Source organism: Streptomyces sp. QH1-20, from assembly GCF_041283565.1.
Lineage (GTDB): Bacteria > Actinomycetota > Actinomycetes > Streptomycetales > Streptomycetaceae > Streptomyces > Streptomyces syringius.
This window is the reverse complement of record NZ_CP166299.1, coordinates 1,516,750-1,535,049: the sequence shown is the minus strand read 5'-3', so window position 1 is coordinate 1,535,049 and position 18,300 is coordinate 1,516,750. Positions and strand designations below refer to the sequence as shown.

General features: G+C 70.7%; 11 protein-coding genes and 1 pseudogene. 7 read left to right on the top strand and 5 right to left on the bottom strand.

Features of this window, described 5'->3' with window-relative positions:
* Window positions 1–3: 3 nt before the first annotated feature.
* Window positions 4–1,548, bottom strand: coding sequence for a serine/threonine protein kinase (locus tag AB8O64_RS06810; RefSeq protein WP_370418374.1), 1,545 nt, complete (start codon window positions 1,546–1,548; stop codon window positions 4–6).
* Window positions 1,549–1,831: 283 nt separating this feature from the next.
* Here AB8O64_RS06810 and AB8O64_RS06805 point away from each other — a divergent pair, with 283 nt between their 5' ends.
* Genes AB8O64_RS06805 through AB8O64_RS06790 form a run of 4 tightly spaced genes read left to right on the top strand, consistent with a single transcriptional unit; the run spans window position 1,832 to window position 11,312 of the window.
* Window positions 1,832–3,352 carry a PD-(D/E)XK nuclease family protein gene (locus tag AB8O64_RS06805; RefSeq protein WP_370418373.1) on the top strand — a complete coding sequence of 507 codons (1,521 nt, stop codon included), beginning with the start codon at window positions 1,832–1,834 and terminating at the stop codon, window positions 3,350–3,352.
* Entirely contained in the window at window positions 3,349–4,572 is a 1,224-nt protein-coding gene (locus AB8O64_RS06800) for a hypothetical protein (RefSeq protein ID WP_370418372.1), read from the top strand. Before AB8O64_RS06805 ends, AB8O64_RS06800 begins: the two co-directional genes overlap by 4 nt.
* A complete protein-coding gene (locus AB8O64_RS06795; RefSeq protein WP_370418371.1) occupies window positions 4,565–8,254 on the top strand; it encodes a hypothetical protein in 3,690 nt (1,229 codons plus the stop codon). The genes AB8O64_RS06800 and AB8O64_RS06795 overlap by 8 nt, the downstream gene beginning before the upstream one ends.
* Window positions 8,255–8,297: 43 nt before the next feature.
* Window positions 8,298–11,312 (top strand): pPIWI_RE module domain-containing protein, encoded by a 3,015-nt coding sequence (locus AB8O64_RS06790; RefSeq protein ID WP_370418369.1) that lies wholly within the window; start codon window positions 8,298–8,300, stop codon window positions 11,310–11,312.
* 410 nt (window positions 11,313–11,722) lie between these two features.
* Here the strand turns inward: AB8O64_RS06790 and AB8O64_RS06785 are convergent.
* The 3 genes and pseudogenes from AB8O64_RS06785 to AB8O64_RS06775 all read right to left on the bottom strand — a co-directional run.
* Window positions 11,723–11,990, bottom strand: a pseudogene (locus AB8O64_RS06785) (PucR family transcriptional regulator); the annotation flags it as partial.
* An 862-nt stretch (window positions 11,991–12,852) separates the two neighbouring features.
* The gene (locus tag AB8O64_RS06780) at window positions 12,853–14,376 is read right to left on the bottom strand and encodes an aldehyde dehydrogenase family protein (RefSeq protein ID WP_370418368.1); all 1,524 of its coding nucleotides are present in this window, start codon (window positions 14,374–14,376) and stop codon (window positions 12,853–12,855) included.
* Between the two features lie 58 nt (window positions 14,377–14,434).
* The gene (locus AB8O64_RS06775) at window positions 14,435–15,718 is read right to left on the bottom strand and encodes a GAF domain-containing protein (protein WP_370418367.1); all 1,284 of its coding nucleotides are present in this window, start codon (window positions 15,716–15,718) and stop codon (window positions 14,435–14,437) included.
* Window positions 15,719–15,938: 220 nt separating this feature from the next.
* On the opposite strand from AB8O64_RS06775, the gene AB8O64_RS06770 reads away from it, so the two are divergent.
* Window positions 15,939–16,178, top strand: coding sequence for a holin (locus AB8O64_RS06770; RefSeq protein WP_356452163.1), 240 nt, complete (start codon window positions 15,939–15,941; stop codon window positions 16,176–16,178).
* Between the two features lie 330 nt (window positions 16,179–16,508).
* Window positions 16,509–17,231: a hypothetical protein gene (locus tag AB8O64_RS06765; protein WP_370418365.1), complete on the top strand. Its 723-nt coding sequence runs from the start codon at window positions 16,509–16,511 to the stop codon at window positions 17,229–17,231.
* A 162-nt stretch (window positions 17,232–17,393) separates the two neighbouring features.
* Here AB8O64_RS06765 and AB8O64_RS06760 read toward each other — a convergent pair whose 3' ends face one another.
* The gene (locus tag AB8O64_RS06760; protein ID WP_370418364.1) at window positions 17,394–17,531 is read right to left on the bottom strand and encodes a zf-HC2 domain-containing protein; all 138 of its coding nucleotides are present in this window, start codon (window positions 17,529–17,531) and stop codon (window positions 17,394–17,396) included.
* Window positions 17,532–17,631: 100 nt separating this feature from the next.
* On the opposite strand from AB8O64_RS06760, the gene AB8O64_RS06755 reads away from it, so the two are divergent.
* Window positions 17,632–18,225 (top strand): sigma-70 family RNA polymerase sigma factor, encoded by a 594-nt coding sequence (locus tag AB8O64_RS06755; RefSeq protein ID WP_370418363.1) that lies wholly within the window; start codon window positions 17,632–17,634, stop codon window positions 18,223–18,225.
* Window positions 18,226–18,300 lie beyond the last annotated feature (75 nt).

Sequence of the window (18,300 nt, the reverse complement as noted above, 5' to 3'; positions counted from 1 at the left end):
GTCTCAGTCCGCGGGGAGATTCCGCAGGCCGTGCAGCACGGCTGCCACCGCCTCCGGGTGGTTGCAGGAGTGGTGTCCGCACTCGGCGATCTCCTGCCCTAGCTCCCGAATACGGGCCAGCACGTGGTGCCGCCCGAGGAGCGTGCCGGTGGGCACTCGGCGCACCTCGTCGGCGCACTCCGCCCACGCCCTGAGCGCGTCGTCCACGCGCTCCACGTCGGTCTGTGTCAAGAGGCACTCGGCGGCACCGAGACGGGCGGCGAGCAACTGTCCGTAAGCCGGGGTGCCGGGCTCGGCGACGCCGGTCAGGTCGCGCACCACGTCGCGATAGTCCTTGCCCGCTGCCGGGCAGTTCTCTTCGAGCCGTTGCCGGTCGGCGACGAGGACGCGTGCGGTGATCACGTCGTGGTCGAAGCGACCCCAACGGCTCTGGGCAGGGGGCAGCAGGGCCGCGAGGCGGCGGATGGCCGGTCCGTCCGCGGCGCCGGAGCCGTGGAGTTCGGCGTGGGCGGCACTCAGTGAGCTCTGCAGCCCGGCCCGGTCCACGGTGCCCGACGAGCGCCGATTCCGGGCACGGCTGCTCCGCTGCTCGGTGGTCGGCGGTTCGGGAGCCGTGTCCTGGGCCGGACACCGAAAGGGCAGGGACGGGTCGGGATCCACGGTGGGTGCCGGGGCGGGATCGCCGGGCCGGGGAAGAAGCGGGTGGAGGAGGTCTGCTGCCGTGGCCGGGGCGAGACGCCGCCCGGGTTCCTTGGCCAGCAAGGCGTCGAGCAACTCGATGAGGAGGGGCGGCGCGCTGGGAAGAACGTAGTCCAGTCGGGGCGGGCTCTCGTGGAGGTGAGCGCGGCTCATCTTGAAGTCATTACCCGAGTACTCGAAAACGGGGCGTCCCGTCAGAAGTTCAAAGAAAAGACATGCAGCGGCGTAGACATCGGCAGCGCCGGTGGGATTCTTCTCGCCTTCGATAACTTCGGGCGCCGTGTACCCCATAGTGCCGGGCGTGGGTCCCTCTGTGTACCGGGTCGCGTCGGGGTCGGTGGGCAGAGCGATGCCGAAGTCGGCGAGGTAGACAAGGCCGCTTCCGCGCTCCAACAAGACGTTGCGCGGTTTGACATCGCGGTGCACCACGCCGTCCGGGTGCCGGTGCACTCGGTCGAGGATCCGCAGGAGCTGGACCATGATGCAGACCGATGTGGTGATCCCCGGGCGGTACTTGCCGAGGAACTCCCGCAGATCCAGGCCGTCGATGTACTGCAACGCCATGTAGGGCCGGCGCCGGTAGCGGCCGTGATGCCGCAGCCGCAGGACCCCAGGGCCGCCCAGGAGTTCGTAGAGCCGGCGTTCGCGGTCGAACCGTTGCAGCTCCGAATGGGTGGGCGGGACCTGCCAGCCGTTCAGCGCGGACCGGGCGGCGGCGGGAATCAGGAATTTGAGAGCGGTGACGGTGCCGTCGGTCAGATCCACGGCGCGGAACACCGCACCCATCCCGCCCTGGCCCCGAGGGCCTTCGACTCTGAAGCGCTCCTCGATGACATCGCCGCGGTCCATACGGGCCTCTCCCACTCCTCGTGATCAGCGCTGGGCGACAAGGGTAGCGGAAACGAAGAATCTCGCATTGCGTCTCTTGACTCTGCTCACACCCGCCGTCCATAGTTCAGGTACTGCGAGACCCAGGAGTCGCCCGGCGGGCCGTGCGGCGGGAAGGAGTCATGCCGTGTTCCCCAAACCACCTGGCACCACCGGAGACGGCCGCGTTCTGCGGGTCGGCCCCGCACTCCTGCGCCCGGAGCCGGATGCCTGTCCCTTGGGGCGTGCCCTGCGTGCCCGTCCCTTGATCAAGGCCGCCGGACGGCTCCCCGCCAAGCCCGTCGAAGACTTCTCCTTCAAGCCGCTCTTCGCCTTGCTGGACGCCGTCGAGTGCGAGGGGAGGAGCCTCAAGGAGGCCGCCGCGGACCCGACAAACTTCCGCAAGTGCACTCCCGTTCACATCGCTTGGGCCCGCGAGGCCGCCGCGGTCTACTTGGCCGCGCGCACGGCGATGGAGGCCCGGCGGGGTGCCGAGGGCGCGTCGCTCCGCCGCGTCATCCCCGCCTGGGTGGTCGTGGACGCGCTGGAGCAGCCCGACGCACGCGGTGCGACGCAATACGAACAGACCGTATGGGGGCGACAATACGCTTCGGAGGATGGGGCTGTACGCGAGATCTGGATTCCGTCTCTCGGTACCGTGAACAGCGAACGCCCTGACGTGGAGATCGCGGCGGTCGCTGACGTCCTGCTCAATGGCGTCCCTTCCCGCACCCCTTTTGACGCGCCCGCCGATCCGCTGCCCTGGCCACGCACCAGGCCACAGCGGGTGCGTATCGTCGGCGTCGGGTTGCTCGACGGTACGACCGAAGTCGTCGACTGGACGGCGGAGGAGGCCGGACGGCGCATCCAAGAGGCCGGACTGGAGGCCGCCTTGGTGGCCGTTGTGGAGGGAAGGGAGGCCCGCCCGGGTCGGGACTGCGTGCGCTGCGCGGCTCTTCCCGTCTGCCGGGCGGTCCCTCAAGCGCCCGGGCTGCTCGGCGTGGACGCGGCACCCCGTAAACGGCGCAGTCTCTCCGTTACCGATCTCCGCGTGTACGGGGAATGCCCCGAGCGCTACCACGCGACCAGGGTTCTCAAGCTCCGCGACGGCCGCGCCGAGAACACCGCCATCCGCCGTGGACGCGCGGTGGACGCCTGGCTGAACGCCCGGCACGCCGACCCCGACCGTATCCCCTGCCGTGTCATAGAGCTTCCCGGCGGGCTGCCCGGGCTTGAGGACGTGGAGCAGCCCGAGGCACTGGCCATGATTCGCCGGCACCGCGCCCACTGCCCCTTCGACGGCATGCCGGATCGCGAGGCCGTCGAACCGCAACGCCGCCTGGTCGCTTACGACGCCCGGGCAGACGTGCTGGTGGTCGCGGACTGCGACCTGGTCTATTCCGACCGGGGAGGCGTGGTGGTCCGCGAGACGAAGACGACCACCGGTTCCTACATCCCGCCGGGTGGGCTGATGAGTCGCTACCCGCAACTGGCGCTCGCGGTCCTCCTGGTGCACCACGGCGTCCTCGGCGGGGACGGGTGCCGCTCCCGAGTCGAGCTGGAGGTCCTGCGCCCAGACAGCAGCCGCCTCGAAGAGCTCGATCCCCATGACCCGCGCACCGTGGCGAGGGCTCGTGCGGAGTTGCAGACGTCGATTGCCGGTTGGGTGGCCGACCGCTCGTACCCGGCGCAACCACGGCCCGAGACCGGCTGCGCATCCTGCGAGGTGCACCGTTGGTGCGCCACGGGCCGCTCGAACGGCCTTCACCGCGGTGATGCGGCGTGACGGCCTTCGGTTCCACCGAGGCGGACGACAGCCTGCCGTTGCCGACGGAGCAGTGGGCCGCGCACGAGGGGGTGCCGCTGCTGAGGACTCTCGCGCAGGGACTGCTCCTCCTGCAGGACGCCACCGATTTGGAGGCGTTCACCCTGCCGTACCCCGTCGAAGCCCAACGAGCACTGGACCGTACCGTGCTTGCCTGCCTCGTACGCGGCGAAGACCCACCCGCCTCCCTCGCCGAGCTGATCGAGCGCTGCCGCACAGTGCCCCTCGTCCAATGGCCGATCGACCTGCCGCCCGACGCCGCGGGGCCGCACGACCTCCTCCTCGACCCCGCATCCGGCCGGCCTGGGGACCTGTGTCACGAATGGGCCGAGCGCTGCCCGGACAGTGCCGCCCGGTTCCGCGACCGTGTGGTCGTCGGCACCGCTCTGAAGCTGTGCCGGGAGTACGGAGAGGAAGAGGCGTACACCGAGTTCCGGAGGCTTCTCGTGCGACGCCCGGTGCTCACAGCCGCCGAACTGTCCGCCCTCGGCGGGGACCTGGTTCTGGAACCCGTCTACGAGCTCGTCCTCCGCATCTATCAGGAAGTGCCGGACAGCTATCTCCGCAACGGCCGTTACGCTGTGTGCGAGCGGTGCCTCACTCTGCTCGCGCCCGTCCGGGACGGCTCGTGGTGGTGTGAGCGGGACCGGTGCCGCCGGCTCGGGCCGGCGCCGGTGGGCCGCCGGCCGGAGAAGGCGGCCACCGGTCGGCTGTACCAGCTCGAACGACCTCTGCGGCAGTTCGTCACCGGACCGGGCAGAGCCGAGGCCGACCTCGAGCGGGATCTCCTCGCACTTGGCCTCGATGTACGCATGTGGCCGGGATACGACGCCTACGATTTGCTCGTCACCTTTCCCGACGGGCACCGTTGGGCCGTTGACGTCAAGGATTGGGCGCACCCCGTCTTCCTGGGCCGGTCGGCCCGACCGGTGCCTTCCGATCCGCCACATGACGCATCGTTCTGGGTGGTGCCCCAACATCGGGTCGCCGCCCGGCCCGGCTACTTGGCCGCTTTCGGTCGCTCCCGGCCCGCCCGTGCCGCTGGACTGCCCCTCCTCACCGACCGGGCCTTGGTCTCCCGCGCCCAGGCTCGGCTGCGTGCCCTGGGTGCGCGCCGTGCGCGTGACCGCGCCGACACCGCGGGGCACCGGACCTTCCAAGACGGAGCCCCTCATGCGTGAACGCCAGAAATGGCACAAGGAGATCGTCCGCGACCTGAAGAAGAGGTGGGAGGAGGCGCCCGGTCTCGACGGCTTCCAGCCCGCTCACCTCTGCCAGGTCGAACTCGCCCTGCGGCTCCTCGAAAGGATCGCCCCGGACGAACCCGCCGAGAGCGCCTACGTACTCCTGGGCGGCTACCCCTACGCCCAGGTCGCAGGGCTCGTCACCAGTGAGGACGACAGAACGGCCCTCCTTGCCGGCCGGCACTTGCTGTGGCCTCTGCGGCGAAGCCACGCCTGGCGTCAGGCACTGGCCCGGTATCGACGCGTACCGGACCGTCTGTGTGCCTACCGATTGCCTGAACCTGGGGTGCGAACCCCGCCCCGCCGGATCGAACCGATGGTGGCGGCCGACCGGACAGCGTGCTATGACCACGCCCTCGCCCGAGTTCCGGGATTCGTCAGCCGCTCCCTGCCCCGCGCCCCCGCCGGCCGCAGCGCATTCCAGGAACGAAAGCGCATGACTTCCGTCCGCTTTCCGGCAGAGTTGCTGCAGGACGTGCCGGAGGCCGAGGGCCACGACCTAGGCGCCGGGCCGCCCGTCCTACCGGGGCCGGTCGAGTTCACCCTGGACCAACTGCTGGTCACGGCCCGGTGGATGGACGAGGTGGAGCGTGACGAGGGTGTCGAGCAGCCGGGGGGCTGGGAGGAGCGGCTCTCCGACGTACGCATCGCCACTCGGGACCCGGACGGGTGCGGTTTCACCGAAAGCAGGTCGATCGTCCTCGACGGGACCCTGCACCTGGCCGGCATGGTCGGCGCGGGAAAGAGCACCTTCATGGTGTTGGCCGCGGTCACTGCGGCCCGTCGTGGTATGCGCAGCACACTCGTCGTCGGTGACGCCGCCGAACAGCTCCGCCTGTGCGAGATGTTCGAAGCACTGGGAATCCCGGCCGTCCCGGTACTCGGTGTCAGCACCCGGGAAACGCATGTACAACGGCTGCATCGACGACTCGCCTCCCGCGGGCAGACCAACCTCCTGGACCATCAGGCCCCCGCTTTCGACAATCTGAGCACCGTCTGCGTCGCCGACGCCCTGCGAGGCACCGAGTCGGCTGAACCCCTCGCCTACTCCGACGCGCCCTGCACCCGCCTGCACCCCGAGAAACCGGGAGCGGAGGCCGAGCCGGGAGCTGAAGGCGGTACCGGTGCTCTTCCGGAGGTCTGGCGTCCCCCGGGCACAAGGGCGGCACAGCCCCGACAAGCGGTCGAACAGGAGCGGAGCGACGATGTCACTACCACTCCACACGGCTGCCCGCTGTGGACTCTCTGCCCGCGCCACCGCGCGGCCCGCCACCAGGTCGACGCGCTGATCTGGGTGGCCAACCCGGCCAGTCTGGTGCAGAGCCCGGTCCCCTCGCACCTCAACGACGAACGGCTCCGCCAGCTCGAACTCGCCTGCCGACGCAGCAACCTGGTGTTCGTGGACGAGGCCGATGCCGTGCAGATGCGCTTCGACGAACTCTTCGCGCCTTCCGCCACCCTGGTGAAACCGGGGACCGAGTCATGGCTCGACCAGGTCCACACCCACAAGATCGAGGAGCTGAGCCGACGCGGAAGGCTCCTCCTGACGGATCGGGACGTGGAACAGTGGAATGCGGCGCTCTCGGTGGTCGTCATTGCCGCCGACCGGATCTTCAGGCGGCTTATCGCCGACAGCGACCTGTGCGAGTGGGTGGATCGCGAGTACTTCAGCCCCTGGGCCCTACAGGAGAAACTGATCACGGAGTGGTTCGAACCACCGCGTGACTCGGCCGATCTCCACCCGGCGGAGCCGTCAGCGGAGGACGAACGACACCTCTACGAAGGGTACGAGGACGACCCCGAAGACGAGGCGGGCAGCCGGGCGGACGATGCCGACAGGGGGCGTCCCATGGATCCCCGACGCGCCGAGATCACCGCCATCCTTGACGACTTCCGGGACGATCCCTTGGGTGACGGCGAGTTCGAGGACCCTCGTACGAGAACCCTGTCCGACGCGGCGGAGGCCCTGCTGCACACCCTGGCCCCAGCGGACGTCCGTCGCCGGATCGGTGGTCTGTTGGATGCCCTCGTGCACGGGGCACCGGTACTCGACACACTGCCGCCGGCCCTGCGCGAGGCATGGAGGCAGGCGACCTGTGACCGGCTGGAGTTCGTCCTGCTCCTCTCCGTTCTCCACCAGCGCCTGGATCGGCTCATCCACCTGTGGCCCTCGGTGGAGGCGGCCCTCCGGCTGGACCGGCAGGGCAAGGAACTCGCTCGCCGTGCCCCTCTCGACTACGCCCCCGTCATCCCCGAGGCGCCCATGGGAAACGTCCTCGGCTACCAGTACCAGCCGCACGAGGACACCCGCGACGACATCGGCCGCACCACAGGAACCCTGCGGTTCTTCCGCTGCGCGGGTGTCGGCCGGGAACTCCTGCTCTCTCTGACGGCCATCGGCGAGGACCTCAAGCAGGGACGTCCCGGCCCCAACGTCGTCCTGATGTCGGGAACCAGCTGGGCGGGTGAGTCGACCCGAGCACATGTCCTGACCTCTGTCGGCGCCGTGCTCATGCCGTCGGAGGCATCCCTCGACGGCGTCAGGCGGACACGGTTCGCCACGCACTTCCTCTACGATCGTGCCGGGGAGCCCATGCGGCTCTCGGGCACGCGGCCCGATGCCCGCATTCCCCAGGCGCGGGCCATGGCCGAGCGGTTGGCCCAGCCCGGTGCGGGCGGAGCCGGCAGTGTCCTGGACCAGGAGCTCGCCCGCATTGCCGAAGACGACCGTCGACGTCTCCTGATCCTGGTGGGCAGCTACTCCGAGGCCTACGCCGTCGCCGAAACGATCGACGGACAGCGGTCCGAACGGTGGCGGGGACGCGTCCGCGTCCTCGTCCCGGACGATGCCGACCGGGGGCATCTGCCCGGCGTCGACGGGCCGGCTCTGCTGACCACCGTCCGCCGCGGCGACCTCGCCGCTTTCGCCCACGATCCCGAGGCCGAGATCCTCGTCGCTCCGCTGATGGCCGTGGAGCGCGGTCACAACATCCTCAACTCGGCCGGGAAGGCGGCTTTCGGCACCGCTGTCTTCCTGGCACGCCCGCACCCGCGCCCGGACGACATCTCGCTGTCGGTCTACGCCCTCAACGACTGGATCACCCGCTTCGTCCGCGACCAGCCGCGTGACGACGACCTCGAAGGGCCCGCCACCTTCACCGACCTCGTGCTCAAGGCCGAGAGCCTGGACCAGGCAGGTCACGCCCTGCGTCACGTGGCCCGCCGGGAATGGCGGCGCCTGCTCTCCCGACGCTACGCCTACTCTGCCCTGCGCCCTTTCGAGCAACGGGCCTTCGCCTGGGACCAACTGGTCACCATGTGGCAGGTCATCGGTCGACTGGTACGTGGTGGAGTACCTGCCCGGGTTCTCTTCGTCGATGCGGCGTTCGCCCCGGCAGCGGCCTGGGCAGCGGCTCCGGCGAGTCACTCGGCCGGTGGACGACGGCACACCGCGGGTCTCCTCCACGACCTGAGGACCGTTCTCGCCCCGTACTTCGTCGAGCGGCTCGCCGACGGACGACCCGAATCGGCCTTTGCCGCGGACGCGGCCGTGGCCCGTTTCCTCTACCGCCCGCTGTACGAGGCGCTCGGCCGTATCGATCACCTCAACCGCTCCTGAGCCATGCGGATGCCACCGGCCGAAACCACAGGAAGGATCCGACATGCCAATCAACTACCGACACATCGGCACCGCGTGCTGGCTCCCCGAACACCAGGGCGTCTCCACGACCGGCCGTTACCGAGCCCTCCCCTTTCCCGAACAGTGGCGCGACAGCGTGCTGACGCTCTGCAACGCCGGGCTCGACCAGGACGCCGAACCCTGGCGGACCGCGCCCACCCGGTCCCTGGAACAGGTCATCCAGGCGTACGCCCCCGACGTGCTGGTCATGCCACGCCCTTTCCGTACGCGGGCGGAGGGCGACCCCGCCCTCTGGCTGTACGCCGACGCGGACATCCCGGACCCGCTGCCCCCCGAAGTCCTCAACACCTTGATCTCCCACTGGCTGCGGGACATCCGGCCCGAACCCGAGCACCGCGGACTGCTGCGGCAGGTACGAGCGGAACTTCTCGCCCATCCTCCACAGTGGCAGGCAGTGGACAGGGAACTCGTGTCCTGCGGCCGGACCGATGGAGAAACGGCCGTTCCAGCCGACCACCAGTTCGCCCTCGCCCCGGACTGGCTGGCACGCCGCATCCTCGATCTCGGCCCCTACCCCTATGAAGGAGGCGCGCTCCACTTCCGCGCCATGTCCCGGGGCCCACGTGATCGCGGGGCCGAACTCGTCTCGCAGCCGCTTCCCTACGCGCCGGAGCAGGCCAAGGGCACGTGGTGGTTCTCCATTGTCCTCAACATCACCTTGCACACCGTTCCCTTCGACCCGCTCCCCCGGTATCACCTCCACTGGAGCGTCCGCCGCTGGGTGACACGGGTCGGTCGCACCAGTGGCCGCGTTCACCTGCCCTATGGGGCCCGAACCACCGTCCTGCTCCGGCCCCGGATCCCCGTGCTTCCCGGCGTTCCGCTCAGCGACAGGTTCGCCGTCGCCCGACTGGAGCGGTATCACGACCGTGACACGGGTACGTTCGGCGACCGCTGGGCGTACGGCGGACTGACCAGGATGCTGGGCGGGGTCGCCCTGGGCGACCAACTGCCTGCCGTCGACGATCTGCTGACCGACCCCGAGAAGTGGCTCACCGACGGTGCGCGGGCCGGCATCGTCTTCCGTACGGCCATGGGGCGGCACGAAGTCGGCGCTGGGCTGATGACCGATCAGATCTCCCGGCTCACCGAGTGGGCCGAGCAGGCTCTGCCCAACGGACTTCGACGGACGCCACCGCACGACAGGGTCCCCCTGGCCACCGCCCGGCCCCTCAACGCTCCTTCTCGGAACGTGAAGAAGGACGAGGCGGCGGCGGAGGAGACGCGGAGGACGAGTGAGCGCCGTCGAGCCGCCGCTCTCGCGGTCTCCACCTACGACGGTCCGCGAACCGACGGCCGGCCGGTGCTCGACGTACACCTGGTATGGCAGACCGCCTCCATGAGGGAAACCGCGATCACCGCGCTGGTGGACCTGCTCGGCCTGCCCGATACCACCGGTCGTCCCTACGAGGACGCCTATGAAACCGCCGACGCCACACGCCCCGTCGCCTGGACATGGGTAACCGACGAACTCGTCGTCCGCCTGTCCTGCTTCCGCCCAGTCCACCGGCGGGCCGACGGCAGCGTCACCGCCCTCACCGACGGCCTGAAGTTCCCCGAGGGCGTTCGCCGTACGGCCACAGTCGTAGCGGCAGCCGTGCACGCCCGCAGGACGGAGACGGCCGGTTGGCTTCGGAGCATCGACGGCCGGGGAGAACCGGGGGGCACCGTGCCGGCCCTCGCGTTGGTGGAGATCGACCGGCCCGACGACTTCGCTAGTACCGACCACGACCCCAAGTTCGCCTTGCGCCTGGGATTCGCCGACGCGGGATTCGTCACCCAGTTCCTTGCCGTGCCCAAAAAGGTCAAGGGCTACAACACCGTCGGCAACCAGCAGCACCGTGCCCGCATGGCGTGGGACGACGGGTTGCGCCAGCTCGGCGCGCGACTTTATCCCGAACACGGCGTCGACAGTGGTCTTCCGGCCGGGCTACGCCATGCCGCTGTCTGGATGGTGCGCAAAAATCGCACCAGCCGGAGCCGGTGGGCCACGGACGTCCCGGTCGCTGTCCTGGTCACCCCCGAGGGCGGTGGCCTGTCCAGGATCCAGGGGTGGGATCCGGATGCCGACGACGGCGCCGGAGCCTGGGTCCCGTACCCGACCATGCTGATCCGGCTCACCAAGCTCGCCGAGGTACGGCCTCCGGTGCCCGCGCCGCGCGACGAGGGGCCGGCGCAGAAGCGCCGCAGCTGGCGTGCCGACCGCGCGGAACAGCGACGCCGTGCCGAGGAATGGCTGCAGAGGATCCGTGCCTCCCTCCGGCGCGAGCCCACGCTTCTCCTGGTCAACGCGGAAAACGCCCGCTCCCACTGGACCTGGCTCCAGGACGGCTGCACGGAGCCCGATCGCATCCGCGACGGTGAGGCGGACGCGCGCCGCCTGCACCCTGACCTGAGGCTGGTGCGTGTCCGTACCGGGCGAGGGCGAGAGACCCCACAGTGGTGGGGCGTCCACCCGGGCACCGGGCCGAACGGCATCGCGGCGGGGTTGTGGTGCCCGGCGGGACGCGCGGATGACGGGAGGGTCTTCTACTCGGCCCAGCCCAAGCCGGTGCAGTTCGGCTCTTCTGCCGTCGAGGCCGACAAGCTGGCGCCGCGGCCACTCCGCCAAGGAAAACGGAAGGGTGAACTCATCATCGATACCGGAACGCCCGGATGGGTTCCGGATCTTCTGGAGATCGCTGTTCTCGGCTGTCATCCGGAGGCAAGCGACGACCCGCAGGCCATCGCCTCCGTCGTCCACCTGCTGCGCATGCCTCCGGATTACCCGGCCGCGCTGTCCATGCCGCTCCCACTCCACTTGGCTGGACTGGGACAGGGCTACGTGCTGCCGCACCGGGCACCTGTCGAGGACGCGTCCGATGATCCCGCGGCAGACGCCGCCCCCGGTCAAGGACCGGCGCCCGGCTTGGAGGAGGAGGCCGACGCGACCGAGGTCGACGATGTCGAAGCCGCCACGGTAGAAACCACCAGCTGAAGCGGCTCGCTTCAATACGACGGGGACGTGGGCCGCAGGCGCTGGAGGAGGTCGTCCTGCGCCGGCTTTCACGCTGCACTTGCGTTGCCGCCACGGCTGCGGGTCCGCGCTCTGTGGACTGGTCCGGATCTTGGTCTGTTGCGGGTGGCGACGGGGGATGTCGTTCGGCGGGAAGGCGGCATGGTGATGCGCCGGATGCCGGGCCCGGGCGGGGGCGGTCCGCTGCCGTCCGCACCGTCGGGGTCGTTCTCGCCATTGCCGTCCCGTCCTGTCGCACAGCGACCGGGTGTTGCGGAGAAGCTCAATCGGACGGGTGTGGTCTGTCCCTTTGGCGAGGTTCTGGAGGGCCAATGGGCGACGGAGGTGCTGGCATCATGCCCCGCCCCATGGGGCAGGTGGGCGGTTCTTTGCATATGCAGGTGCAGACACGTGGCATAGGGGGGCCAAGGAGCCTTCGCAGTTGAGGAAGGCTTTGAGGGTGGGGCGAGGTCGGCGCGGTGGCGGTGGGCGTAGTCGCGGAGCGGTCGAGTAGGCGGGCTGTGAAGGCGCGGCGTACGTTGTCGTGGACGAAGGGCAGCAGCACGTGGGAGGCCAAGTCCCTGGTGGCCCGCGGCGCAGGCGTGGCCCGGTGCGGGCCGCGGCCACACGGCGGGCGTAGCGGGCCTCCTCTAGGACGCCGCAGGCCAACGATGCTCGCCAGGACTGCCGGCTGGCAAAAGCCGGAGGGCCCGCAAGGGACTCTCGGCAATCTGAAGTAGTGGGGTTCCGGCCCTCGTGCCGGGTCGTTGCGTCAATTTTCGGAAGCTCCACCGGCGCATTGTCCGGTGGAGCTTCCAGTCGTTTGACGGCACCACTGACGGCAACGTCAGCGGACCTCGACTGAAGGGGTCCTGGTGCCCGGTCGGTCGGGACTGCGTGCTGCGTGGCCGGTTACACGGACTTCCTCTGCGAGCGATAAATGTGTGAGCCACCGGCGCGCGGGATCAAGTGGTTCGTATTGAGTTTTCCGAAGCCTGGCTGACGCGGTGTCGGCCATTGAGTGGTCTGGCTACGGCTCACGTCAACGCGATGCTCGTGAGTGAGGAATCGAGCAGGGCGGCGTTGACCGTCTCGACGAGCACACCGCGGCCACATACTTGGCCGGCCGGGGGCGGCGTGGAGCTTTCACTTCCGCTCCCGTGCCCGCCTCGGCTTCGGCTCAACGATCACGTTTGAGGCGCCGCAGGCGCCTCATCCTCAGAAGTTGGGTTACAGCGCCCTGGGGTACTCCTGCGCATCGCTACGACCTACGGCGGAAGTGCGCAGGTCCGCTGGTATCGATCGAGGTAAGTGACAGACGAGTGGGCACGGGTAAAACCGGTGCTTCGGAATGTCTGGACGATGCACAGGGTGCGTCGCCGGTAGAACAGCCGGTGCCGAACTTGAAATCGGTAGCGGATGTCCGCGCAATGACACAAGGTGCCGATTTTGTCGCGGAGGGTGACTCCGGTGTTGGGTCGCCTGGAGCCCGATGAAGCCTCCAGGCAGCCAACTTCAAGTCCTAGAAAAGACCGAGTTTCTTCGGGCTGTAGGAACAAAGAATGTTCTTCGTCTGCTGGTAGTGGTCCAGCATCATCCGGTGGTTCTCCCGCCCGATGCCCGACTGCTTGTAGCCGCCGAAGGCGGCATGCGCCGGGTACGCGTGGTAGCAGTTGGTCCAGACGCGGCCGGCCTGGATGGCTCGGCCTGCCCGGTAGGCCGTGGTGCCGTTGCGGGTCCAGACGCCGGCGCCCAGGCCGTAGAGGGTGTCGTTGGCCGTGTGGATCGCGTCGTCGAAGTCGGTGAAGGGGGCCACCGCCACCACCGGGCCGAAGATCTCCTCCTGGAAGACCCGCATGCGGTTGTCGCCCTCGAAGATGGTGGGCTGGACGTAGTAGCCGCCCGTGAGTTCGCCGCCGAGGTCGGCGCGGGCGCCGCCGGTGCGGACTCGGGCGCCTTCCTGCCTGCCGATGTCGAGGTAGGAGAGGATCTTCTCCATCTGGTCGTTGGAGGCCTGGGCGCCGATCATCGTGTCGGTGTCGAGGGGGTGGCCCGGGAGGATCGCTTCGGTGCGGGCCGTGGCCGCTTCCAGGAAGGCGGCGTAGTGGCCTCGCTGGATCAGGGCGCGGGAGGGGCAGGTGCAGACCTCGCCCTGGTTGAGGGCGAACATCGTGAAGCCCTCGAGGGCCTTGTCGAGGAAGTCGTCGTCGGCGGCCGAGACGTCGTCGAAGAAGATGTTCGGGCTCTTGCCGCCCAGTTCGAGGGTCACCGGGATGATGTTCTCCGACGCGTACTGCATGATCAGGCGGCCCGTCGTCGTCTCACCGGTGAAGGAGATCTTCGCGACGCGGGGGCTGGAGGCGAGCGGTTTGCCAGCCTCGACGCCGAAGCCGTTGACGATGTTCACCACGCCCGGCGGCAGCAGGTCGGCCACCAGGTCCAGCCAGACGTGGATCGACGCCGGGGTCTGCTCCGCGGGCTTCAGGACGACGGCGTTGCCGGTGGCCAGGGCCGGGGCGAGCTTCCACGCGGCCATCAGGACGGGGAAGTTCCAGGGGATGATCTGGGCGACCACGCCGAGCGGCTCGTGGAAGTGGTAGGCGACCGTGTCCTCGTCGATCTCGGAGAGGCCGCCCTCCTGGGCGCGGATCGCGCCCGCGAAGTAGCGGAAGTGGTCGATGGCGAGCGGAATGTCGGCGGCGAGGGTCTCGCGGACCGGTTTGCCGTTCTCCCAGGACTCCGCGACCGCGAGGAGTTCGAGGTTGCTCTCCATGCGGTCGGCTATGCGGTTCAGCAGCAGGGCGCGTTCGGCGGGGGAGGTGCGGCCCCAGGCGGGGGCGGCCGCGTGGGCCGCGTCCAGGGCCCGTTCGACGTCCTCGGCCGTGCCGCGCGCGATCTCGGTGAACGGCTGTCCGTTGACCGGGGTCGGGTTCTCGAAGTACCGGCCCTGCTTCGGCGGTACGTACTCGCCGCCGATCCAGTGGTCGTACCGGGGGCGGTAGGAGACGATCGCCTCGGGGGATCCGGGGTTGGCGTAGCGGGTCATGGGCGGCCTTCCGGTTCGCTGCCGCCCGCTCCCGACGCGGGCGGCGACCGGCAGGAAGCTAGTGGCGGGGAGGTTGCCCGAACGTTGCCCCCGCGCCGGGAGCGTACGCCTCGCGCAGGCGGCGGGCCCGCGTCGCCACCGCACCCCGCTGCGGCGCGCTCACCGGCAGCGCGGCCAACAGCCGCTCCCACACCTCCAGGTCCTCCTCGCCCCACGGGCTGTCGGCCCACAGCTGGAGCGCGGCCGCGTCCCCGCCGCCCAGGACCGCGCGACGCAGCCGGTCCTCCAGCAGTCCTCGCATCCGGCGGATCCCCGGCGCCTCCGACGCCGGCAGCAGGGGGCCGTCGTACGCGCGCACCGCCGCCCGTAGGTCACCCGCCGCCAGCTCGCGCTCCACCCGCGCGGCATCCGTCTCTACCGGCCCGTACAGGCGGTACGGGCGGGAAGCGAGCAGGGGTCCCACCAGCCGCCGCAGCCGCGACAGCTCCGCCCGCAGGGTCACCGTCGGCACCGGGCGCTCGCCGTAGAGCGCGCACGACAGCTGGTCGCCCGTCAGACCGTCGGGGTGGCCGGCCAGCAGGACCAGGATCTCGCTGTGCCGCCGGCCCAGTCGTGAGCGGCGCCCGTCCACCACCAGCAGGGCCTCGTCCCGGCCCAGTGCCGACAGGGCGAGCCCGGGGGCGGGGGCCGGCGTCGACAGCTGCGCCTCGGCGGCCCGTGCCGTCGCCTGGACCAGCGCCAGGCTGTGCGGGGCTGCCAGGTGGTCGCCGCCGGTGATGTCGATCGCCCCGAGCAGCCGGCCGGTGCGCGGGTCGTGCACGGGGGCGGCGGCGCAGGTCCACGGCTGGACGAGCCGGTTGTAGTGCTCGGCGGCGAAGATCTGCACCGCGTGGTCCAGGGCGAGGGCCGTGCCCGGCGCGTTCGTCCCCGCGTGCCGTTCGTCCCAGCGGGCGCCGGGAACGAAGTTCATGGCCTCCGCCCGGTACCGGACACCCCGGTGCCCCTCCACCCACAGCATCCGGCCCGACGCGTCGCAGACCGCGAGCAGATGCCGTCCGTCGTCGGCGATCGAGCCGAGCAGCTCGCGGACGAGCGGCATCGCGAGCGCCAGCGGATGCGCCCCGCGGTAGCCCGCGAGCTCGGCGTCCGCCATCTCGACCGGTGCGACGAACTCCGGCCCGGGCAGCGCCGCGGCGGAGCGCCGCCAGGAGTCGGCGACCACCCGGCGGACCCGGTCGTTCAGTGCGCCCCCGGCCGTGAAGTCCTCATGAGCGCTCCTGACCAGGGCGCACCGCTCGGCGGGATCCGTACCCGACGCCAACGCCAGCCATGGGTTGACCACGTGGACCCTCCTGCCCCGGCCGCCCACCCGGAGGTCGGCGCCGACGATACCGTCGCAACCCGCCGTCCCCGGTTTCCCAGCGGCCCGGAACGGCGAGAACAAGCCCAGGAGGTGTTTCGCACCTCACCCCCCGAAGGACCCCTCAGGCCCCGGGCCCCGGACCCCACGCTCTCCGGATCTCCGGGCCTCCAGAACCCCCACCGGAAGCGGGAGCACACCCATGCGCAAATTAATCGCCGACATCGCCGAACGCACCCTCGCCGCCTACGTGACCACCTTCCTCGGCCTGCTCCTGGCCGACGGCTTCGACCTCACGAACATATCGGCCCTCAAGGCCGCCGCCATCGCCTCGATACCCGCCGCCCTCTCCGTGATCAAGGGGGCCATCGGAGGCCGGTTCGGTGACAGGTCCAGCGCCGCCTGGCTGCCGGCGGGCGACGGCGCACCCGGCAGACGCTGACCCCCGGCGGACCGCTGACGCCCGGCAGACGCTGACGCCGAAAGACGAGCGGAACGCGGCCGTTCACACGGGGTGTGCGTGACGCACCCACGCCCACCCCTCACACACGCTCCCGCGCCCGGCCCGCACACGGTTGACTCAGTCCTGCGAGTCCCAATGGAGCGACGGGACGGGGCTGCCGGTCGTCCCCCCGAGCCGGCGGCCCACCGCCCCGTACCGCCGGGCGGACGGTACGGGGCGGAGCCGTGCGCCCGAGCGGGCGGCTCTCCGGGGCGTCATGACGCCCCCCGCCGTCGCGCCGCGCGCGACGGGTGCAACGATGTGCACGTCATGAGTGCAGGGCAGTCCGGTCAGGTACCGCGGACGCTGCGAGCCGCCGTGTTCGCCGCGGTCTGTGTGCTGCTCGCTGCCCTGGGACACGCGGTCATGTCCGGGACGCATGTCCCCTGGTGGGCCGTGGCCGTCGCGCTGTGCGGTACGGGCAGCGGGGCCTGGTTCCTGGCGGGGCGCGAGCGGGGGCCGGTGCTGATCACCCTCGCCACCGTGGGCGCGCAGACGGGTCTGCACTCGTTCTTCACGCTCGCCCAGAACGTCGCGCGCAACGTCGCCCTCGACGCGGCGGCCCGCGCGGGCGGCGAGGGCACGACGGGTATGACGGGCATGCCGGGGTCCGGCACGTCGATGTCCATGGGCGGTCATCCGATGCCCATGCCCGCCGGCCACTCCATGGGTTCCATGGGCGGGATGCCGATGGACCACATGGCCATGCACGCCGGCCACGGAGCCCTCGGCATGTGGTCCGCGCACGTCCTGGTCGCCCTCATCTGCGGCATCTGGCTGTCCGGCGGTGAGCAGGCCGCCTTCCGGCTCGGCCGCACCCTCGGCGCCCGGCTCTTCGCGCCGCTCCTCGTCCTCTTCCGTGACGTACCGCCGTGCTCCCGGCCGCCGCGCATCCGCGCCGACCGTACGCGCGCGGCGCAGCGCCTGCGGCAGCTGCTGTACGCCCATGTCCTGGCCACACGTGGTCCACCGGCCGGTGTCGCCGTCAGCTGACGGCGACCACCCGAGGCCGAACCACGTCACCGGGCCCGCCGACGCGTAGCCGTCGCGCGCCCGGATTCCCAGGAAGGACCCAGGGCGATGACCCCTGCCCGCACACGGGACGTGCCACGCCGGCACATCCCCCCTTCGTTTCCCTCCGTACCCGCCGTTTCCTCAGCCGAGGTCGAACGCCGCCGTCAGCAGCTTGAGCCGACGCGCCCGCTCCTCCCAGTGGCAGCACTCGGCACACCCCCGCAGATGCGAGTCGAGCGTGGCGTCGCAGATGCCCGCAGGCAGCTCCTCGCCGTCCACCCGGGCGGAAATAGCGGTACGAAACTCAACGCAATGCACCCCGCCATCGTCCCCGGCGGCGTCGGCGCCCGGCGCACCACCCCCCGTGCGGGGGGCCGCTGTGCGTGACGACGAGACGGTGACCGCGTGGGCGCTGGCCGCGCGCGGCGGTGACGCCGACGCCGTGGAGCGCTTCATCCGCGCCACCCAGAGCGATGTCCGGCGGTACGTCGCCCGGCTGAGCAACGACCCGCAGGGCGCGGACGACCTCGTCCAGGAGACGTATCTGCGGGCCCTGCGCGGACTGCCGCGCTTCGAGGGCCGCTCCTCGGCCCGCACCTGGCTGCTGTCCATCGCCCGCCGCACGGTCGTGGACCGGCTCCGCTTCAACGCGGCCCGCCCCCGGCTGTCGGACACCGACGACTGGCAGAGCGCCGCCGAGCGCACCCAGTCCGCGGGGCTGCCCGGCTTCGACGAGGGGGTGGCGCTCTCCCAGCTCCTCGACCGGCTGCCGTACGAGCGCCGCGAGGCGTTCGTCCTGACCCAGCTGCTGGGACTGCCGTACGCCGAGGCCGCGGCCGTGGCCGGCTGCCCGGTCGGTACGGTGCGCTCCCGCGTGGCGCGGGCGCGCGAGGCGCTGATCGGCCAGTTGGAGACGGCCGAGCGGGACGCGGCGCGCATACCGGTGGCGCGCGTCCCGGCTCTGGCCGGGTAACGGCACTCGGCGCCCGTCGCGCCGCACCACCGACACCGCGCGGGCCGCGGGTCGCGGGGGCAACGCCCCGGTGAC

Coding starts and splice junctions, on each gene's coding strand:
- AB8O64_RS06810 (WP_370418374.1), bottom strand. CDS start 1,548: ATGGACCGCGGCGATGTCATCGAGGAGCGCTTCAGAGTCGAAGGCCCT.
- AB8O64_RS06795 (WP_370418371.1), top strand. CDS start 4,565: ATGCGTGAACGCCAGAAATGGCACAAGGAGATCGTCCGCGACCTGAAG.
- AB8O64_RS06790 (WP_370418369.1), top strand. CDS start 8,298: ATGCCAATCAACTACCGACACATCGGCACCGCGTGCTGGCTCCCCGAA.
- AB8O64_RS06780 (WP_370418368.1), bottom strand. CDS start 14,376: ATGACCCGCTACGCCAACCCCGGATCCCCCGAGGCGATCGTCTCCTAC.
- AB8O64_RS06770 (WP_356452163.1), top strand. CDS start 15,939: ATGCGCAAATTAATCGCCGACATCGCCGAACGCACCCTCGCCGCCTAC.
- AB8O64_RS06765 (WP_370418365.1), top strand. CDS start 16,509: ATGAGTGCAGGGCAGTCCGGTCAGGTACCGCGGACGCTGCGAGCCGCC.